Raw genomic sequence first — 6,925 nt, forward strand, 5'->3', positions numbered from 1 at the left:
CGTTCCTTACATCAATTGCAACTATTCATCAACATCTTTAGAAATTTGTCTAAAAGCTTTATTCCAGAACGAATAGCTTGTTATATCTATTTCAAAATGTTTTTTCATAAGCTCTTCCACTGAAGCTTTTCCTGTTTCTCGTAAAAACTCCTTATATTTCGAATGAAAAGTACTTTTACTTTCTTGAGCTATTTCTAATAAACTAAAACTAGCTAAATAGCCAAATGTGTATGGATAATTATAAAAAGGAACATCTGCTATATAAAACTGAACATATTTCATCCAAACAAACGGCTGATATTCTAATAATGCATTCCCGTATGCTTTTTCTTGCGCTACTATAGATAATTTCTCGATTTCATCAGCACTTAAAGGACCTTCTTTACATTTTTCATAAAAATTCTTCTCAAATTCAAATGATGCTCGAATTGCCATTACATAATTTAAACAGTTTCTTATTTTCCAACTAAGCAATGACTTTTTCATATCTATACTATCTGTTGTTTGAATTAGATAGTTTATAAGCACGGTTTCAAAGAATATAGACGCCGATTCAGCCGTACTCATTGGCAAATAATCATCTAAAAAAGAAGTAGATTGCTCAAAACTCATATTATAAAAGTGCCAAGCATGTCCTAGTTCGTGTGCAAGTACTCTTACACTATCAATACTTCCGTCATAACGCATAGAGATCCGTGATTCTTTTTCACCGAAGAAAGGAGCACAAAAGCCACCTGGTGGTTTATTCTCTCTCGGTTCCGCATCTACCCATCCATTCTCTATTGCATTCCGTGCAAATTCTGCTAATTCTTTATCTATATTTTCAAACGCATCGTATATGCTTTGAAGTGCTACTGAAAAAGGGATATTAACCTCATTACTTTCCTTTACTGTCATAAGTTCATGCCATGTAATTGAAGATTCCCCCTTCTTATACACGTTTAAAGCACTTACTAATGTATCAAGATTTTCTTCTGTCGCATTCCACATTTGTAATAATACAGTTTCAGAAATACCATTCGCATGTAGAGATTGAGTTAAAATCACTCTATCTTCTAATTCATTACTCTTTGTATTGCGTAATCTCCCTATTTGATTTAAGACAGTAGCGAAGGTTTCTTTTTCCTTATGTAAGGCACTTGTTAATAATTCGAATACTTCTAATCTTTCCTTTTCATTATCACTATTCATTGCAATATTATTTGCTTGGCCAATTGATAATTGCTTATTATCGTGCTCTATTTCTATTTTATTCCTTAATTGTATGTACATATTTTCCCATGCGTTAAGTTCATCTTTTATTAACCTAGTATTAATATTATCGGAAGTTTCCACTTCACTTTTTTGTATTACTTGCTGCACTTCTCTTTTCAGATTTTTTACTGTAGCAGTCAATATGGTAAGATCAGATGAAACACTTTCTTCAGCTGATCGGCAATACAAAAAGTATTCTGCTTTTTCAATAGCTTGTATAAGTTTTGAAAGAATCGCTACATCTTTTGTCGCATAATATTGTTCTTTCAGCCCCAATATTGGAGTTAAAATATCCTCAATCGGATACAATCGATCTAAATCCCACTTAGCAATTTCATTCACTTTTATAGCCGCCTCCTATTTTTACAAATAGTTACAGATGTTTCTCCCCACACAATTATAAACGAAATGTAAAAATTTTAATATCTTTAAATATTTCGATTTATAAAAACACATTCTTATTTATATTCTTTTCTTCTGCTACTGAAACGCACATAACATAAACATATTAATGCTACGGCTACTGGAATCAGTATTACTCCTCCAATAAAAGGATAAACTACTATACAACATGTAAAAGCTACTATAGAAAAAATTTTACCTAACCTATTCTTTATTAATTTCATTCCAGAAGCAGTACCTACTATGTATGTAACAATCCCTAACGAATTCGGTATTAAAACAATTTTATCTATACTAATATGGAAAACGAAACTTATTAACAAACCTATTATTGCAATACAACCTACAACTTTTACTGCATTTGTTGGTGTTTCTCTTTTTTTATTAATATGTGCTAAATAACGCGGTGCAACTTCTTCTTTTCCTAGTGAATAACCTAGGCGCCCCATACTTGCGATAAATGCATTTGTCGTCCCTAAACAAATGATAAAAGCTACAAATCCAATTATCCATGAAAATTTGCCGCCTAATGTTTGCTTGATTACAAGCACGAGAGCTGTCGTATTATCAGTATTTATATGATAAGATTTCGTTCCAATTACTGATAATGCAATACCAATATATAAAACTCCAATAATAACGATCGCAAATCCCGTAGATAAAATAAGATTTCTTTTTCTAGGTGTTTTAAATTCTGGAGCCAAACTTGCAATGGCTTCCCAGCCGAAAAAAGACCAAAAAATTAATAAAGATGCATCTAAAATCGGATTTATTTCTTGCATAGAAATATGTACATTTATATTTTTCATTTCAATATAAGGTAGTGAACTAATAATTGTTACGATTAAAATAAAGAACGTTAATACACCAATACATATTTGAAACAATCCACTCATTTTTAACCCGTATAAATTGAAACCTATTGAAATACTTAAAATAATAAACGCTATAACATAAGAAAAATATGATGATAAAGCAAACACTTTCACTATATACATTCCACCAGTCATTGAGACAACGATTTGCCCAACGCTACCCGCAATAAAAAAACACCAACCTATAATAGCACCTATATTTTTACCGAAAGCTTTTTCTGAAAAAGTAGCAATTCCACCCGTATTTGGATGCTCAATCGATAAAAAAGCGAATGTGAATGCAAGTGGAATACTAAGGGATATCATAACAAGCCAAGAAACAATCGCATTCCCTTCTGCTATACTCGCTGTCATACCAGGTAATATAAGAATTCCCGATCCTAAAACCGCTCCGACGTATAAGGCTGTTCCCCTTTTAATAGAAATAGTTTCATTAAAATGATTAGACATTACAAGCACCTCCATTTATATTTTAATTATAGAGAGTTATCAGTCTATTCAATATGCAAAAGTGTATGTAATTTAACTTAAGGTTTTTTATTATGTATTTGTTTAAGAAATTTACTTTCAATTTTGCAAAGGAGTATAATTCATGGATAAAATTGACAAGAAAATAACCCTATTGCTACAAGAAGATGCCAGAATGACAATTACAGAAATGACTGAACACTTACACCTCAGCCGCCCTAGTGTTACCGAAAGACTAAAGAGATTACAAGATGCAGGAATAATTGAGAAATATACCGCACGGATATCATTAGATGCAGTTGGAAAATCAATTCAAGCATTTTTAAGAATTGAAAATCTAAAGATTCCTTGTAAAAAATTTGAGGAGAAAATCTACGAAGAATATAGAATACTCGAATGTCATCGAGTAACAGGTGAAAGTAGCTATTACTTAAAAGTAGCAGTTCACTCTATGAAGGAATTAGAGGAATTAATTGATATCGTTATTCCGTTTGGCACGGTGAAAACTTCGATGATATTATCTTCACCGATACCATATAGACCGATTATTACAGATTAATAAGAAAAAAGGATTGATCAAAAGACCAATCCTTTACTCTACCTCATTTAAGAAGAACAATGTTAACGCACCAGGTCCTGTATGCGCACCGATTGCTGCTCCAATTGTATTTACAATAAATACTTCACAACCAAATCTTTCCGTAATTAATCTTTTTAAAGCCTCAGCTGTTTCTAAGTCATCACCGTGAGTCATAGCGATTGTTTGACCTTTAAGGTCTTTTCCGCGCTCTTCCATAATATCTACAATTCGGCCAAGTACTTTCTTTTTCCCTCGTACTTTTTCAAGTGGTACAAGCTTTCCTTCTTCCACGTTTAAGATTGGCTTAATATTTAGTAAACCACCGATAAAACCAGCTACTTTACTTAAACGTCCACCTTTCACAAGGTACTGTAAATCAGCTACAGTGAAGATGTGCTCCATATGGTTCATTAGAAAATCAACACGTTTTAAAATATCTTCCTTTGATGCGCCGTCTTTTGCCATTTTAGCAGCTTCTAATACGACAAGCCCTTGACCAAGCGAAGCACATTTCGTATCGATAATTTCTAAATCTAAATCAGCATATGTTTCTTTCACTTCTTCTTTAATAACAACTGACGATTGATATGTACCAGACAGTTCAGATGAAAAAGCTAAATATATACAAGGATTACCTTCTTTTGCATAAGAAATAAATTTTTCTTGGAAAGTTTCAAGTGAAGGCAATGACGTTCTATAAACAGCGCCTTCTCTCATGTTTTGCAATAATGTAACTGACTCTAATGTGACTCCATCTAAATACTCTGTTTCTGCTTCATCATAAACACGGAGTGGAATTAAATCAATATCATATGCTTGCAGCAATTGTACCGGTAAATCCGCCGCACTATCCGTAATGATTTTAACACCCATTTTTAAACCTCTATTCTGTTATAAATATAAAAATATAAAATAAAAATAGTACTTTTAAATTATATACGTAAAACTTAAATGAAGAAAGGAAAAGACTTTATATTGTATGCACTATTCTTCAAAACTTGAACAGTTATTAAAAATCATTCCATTTTAACCACTTTTTTATTGTTATTTTTTCTATAACACAAATAATTTTATGGGAATTTTACATAATTGCATTTAAATTATTTAATTTAGGATAATCTTTTCAAATTTATACTGTTTAAAATTTAAAAGCTAAATCCAATAAAGTAGTGCTTTGTTTTACTGAAAAGAGGTTGCGGAAACAACCGCCTATTTATTTGGAATAAAATAAAACTTTTATATAAAGGGTCCATAATTAAATACACTTAACTTCATATGATATATTGCATCCTTTCTTTTTAGAATGAGTAGTCATTACTGAAGGGCACTTTTCGAAGTGCTCTTATATTTAAATCCCTCTTCCTTTTCCCCTATTTCAAGAGGAGTTTTTGACTAAATCTTAATACGATTTGTATCACTCAGGCTGGCAATTACCACATTTCCTTAATAGTTTCAATTAATACAGTAGCTGCTAATTAAAATAACTCTATGATCTCTATACGCTTAAACAATAATGCGTTACCGAACGCATAAACTAATTTTCATTTTGACTATGTAACACTAAATTCACAAGATTATTATCCTCTGTTTGGTGAAGCCATCATTTCAATACCAGCAAACCCATACCTTCAACTAATAACTTAAACAAATGTGCTATATCAAGGTTCTTTTGATATAGCATCTTATGTTTTATATAATGAAGATAGCGCTAATATTCCGAAGGAGGATGTATATGAGTATTCAATTGGCCACATCTAACGATTTAGAATGGATTAATAATCAATATGATTCAATAGGATTTGTACGAAGTGATTTAAAAAGTGATAAAGTTGCAATTATTACATACAACAACGAGTATGCAGGTGTGGGTCGATTAGTCCAAATAGATGAAGATACTATAGAAATGGGCGGGATTTTTATTCTTCCTAAATTTAGAGGTCTACAATTAGCTAAGAAGCTCGTGTCATTCTTAATACAAACTGCGAAAACATTAGAAATACAAAACGTATATTGTCTTCCTTTTGAAGAACTCGAGAGTTTTTATAAAACATACGGCTTTACTGATGTTGATACAACGAAAGAAATTGTCCATCCAATTATTCTAAAAAAATATAATTGGTGTTTAGAAAATTATGATAAACATGTATTACTATTTAAATTGTGAGTCCTGTAAAAAAAGAAGTGAATACACTTTATTTTACACATCAGTTTATAACAAGTAATTATCAATGTTTTTTATTAAATTCTTAAATTAAACCACATATAATCCAAATTTTATATCTGTTTTTAATAAGTGTTAGTAAGTTTGTTTTCAAACATGTTAGCACTTATTTTTTCATAGACCTAAATAGATTCATATAATAAAGTAACTATCCCCGTTAGCAAAAATTAGTATTCATAAATATTACACTGAATTTATTGAGGAAAAACCATTTGTAGCATTTAGAGAATATATTCATTTTTATTTAATTCGTACTTGTACTTCCTGTTCTTGTATTACTTGAACGACTAATTCCAGTACAATATTTTGCATTAATTGATACACATTATTATAAAATGTACTTTGTTCTGATATGTATTCAATACATTGATAAATATAGCCTTCTACAAATAAGCTCCCTTTTTCAACTGTAAATGTATTTTGTCCATTTTTTATTACTTTTGGCACTAAGAATTCAGTTTTTGTCAAAACAATCTCCTGTTCCACCTCTTTTATTCCTATGACTTTTTCTTTAAATACAACTTTTTCTCGTAAAATAATTTCACCTTTATATTTTCCTATTTCTATTGGTAGCTTGGCTGTTATAACATTATTTATTTCTCCTTCATTTTCACCCTCTAATACTATGCTATGTATTGGGGTCCATGAAGATGTCTCTACCTTTTTCTCTTCAATATTCCCTATAACTTTTTTATTATATAATTCCATAAGCACTCTCTTTTCATGAAGATTAAAAGAAACTATTTCACAATAAGCCTCCGAATGATACTGTTGTACTGTAGTTAATAACTTAGAATCTAATTCACACCTACCTACATCTTTTTCATTTTGAAAAACAAACGCTTCTTGATTTTTTATGTTTATTTTCGGAAATATTTTAAAACTAGACACTTCAGAAATAATAGAAAATGGTGTTTTCACTACCATTGAACGCACTGAAGATTCTAATTGTGATTCAGATGTTGCATTTTCTTTCTTTACTTCAGATACTTCTTCTTCTTTCTTTACTTCAGATACTTCTTCTTCTTTCTTTACTTCAGATACTTCCTCTTCTTTCTTTACTTCAGATACTTCCTCTTCTTTCTTTACTTCAGATACTTCCTCTTCTTTCTTTACTTCAGATAC

General features: G+C 30.8%; 6 protein-coding genes. 2 read left to right on the top strand and 4 right to left on the bottom strand.

Going from position 1 to position 6,925, the window contains the following annotated elements; all coding sequences use genetic code 11:
* Nucleotides 1-21 precede the first annotated feature (21 nt).
* Both FS802_RS10910 and FS802_RS10915 read right to left on the bottom strand, forming a co-directional pair.
* Nucleotides 22-1,596, bottom strand: coding sequence for a M3 family metallopeptidase (locus FS802_RS10910; protein WP_098654233.1), 1,575 nt, complete (start codon nt 1,594-1,596; stop codon nt 22-24).
* 116 nt (nt 1,597-1,712) lie between these two features.
* Entirely contained in the window at nt 1,713-2,981 is a 1,269-nt protein-coding gene (locus FS802_RS10915; RefSeq protein ID WP_098654232.1) for an APC family permease, read from the bottom strand.
* 142 nt (nt 2,982-3,123) lie between these two features.
* On the opposite strand from FS802_RS10915, the gene FS802_RS10920 reads away from it, so the two are divergent.
* Nucleotides 3,124-3,558, top strand: a complete 435-nt coding sequence (locus FS802_RS10920) for an Lrp/AsnC family transcriptional regulator (protein WP_000357671.1) — start codon at nt 3,124-3,126, stop codon at nt 3,556-3,558.
* A gap of 33 nt (nt 3,559-3,591) precedes the next feature.
* Here the strand turns inward: FS802_RS10920 and FS802_RS10925 are convergent, their stop codons facing one another.
* Nucleotides 3,592-4,452, bottom strand: a complete 861-nt coding sequence (locus FS802_RS10925) for a DegV family protein (RefSeq protein WP_098654231.1) — start codon at nt 4,450-4,452, stop codon at nt 3,592-3,594.
* Nucleotides 4,453-5,311: 859 nt separating this feature from the next.
* Between FS802_RS10925 and FS802_RS10930 the strand changes: the two genes are divergently transcribed.
* Nucleotides 5,312-5,743, top strand: a complete 432-nt coding sequence (locus tag FS802_RS10930) for a GNAT family N-acetyltransferase (protein WP_076538304.1) — start codon at nt 5,312-5,314, stop codon at nt 5,741-5,743.
* A gap of 297 nt (nt 5,744-6,040) precedes the next feature.
* On the opposite strand, the gene FS802_RS10935 is transcribed toward FS802_RS10930, so the two are convergent.
* On the bottom strand, nt 6,041-6,925 hold an 885-nt coding region (locus tag FS802_RS10935), incomplete at its 5' end, for a BC_2427 family protein (RefSeq protein WP_144525109.1).

This window comes from Bacillus sp. DE0042, assembly GCF_007680225.1.
Lineage (GTDB): Bacteria > Bacillota > Bacilli > Bacillales > Bacillaceae_G > Bacillus_A > Bacillus_A wiedmannii.

Excerpts from the sequence above, each read along its gene's own strand:
- FS802_RS10925 (WP_098654231.1), bottom strand. The coding sequence starts at position 4,452 with ATGGGTGTTAAAATCATTACGGATAGTGCGGCGGATTTACCGGTACAA.
- FS802_RS10915 (WP_098654232.1), bottom strand. The coding sequence starts at position 2,981 with ATGTCTAATCATTTTAATGAAACTATTTCTATTAAAAGGGGAACAGCC.
- FS802_RS10930 (WP_076538304.1), top strand. The coding sequence starts at position 5,312 with ATGAGTATTCAATTGGCCACATCTAACGATTTAGAATGGATTAATAAT.
- FS802_RS10920 (WP_000357671.1), top strand. The coding sequence starts at position 3,124 with ATGGATAAAATTGACAAGAAAATAACCCTATTGCTACAAGAAGATGCC.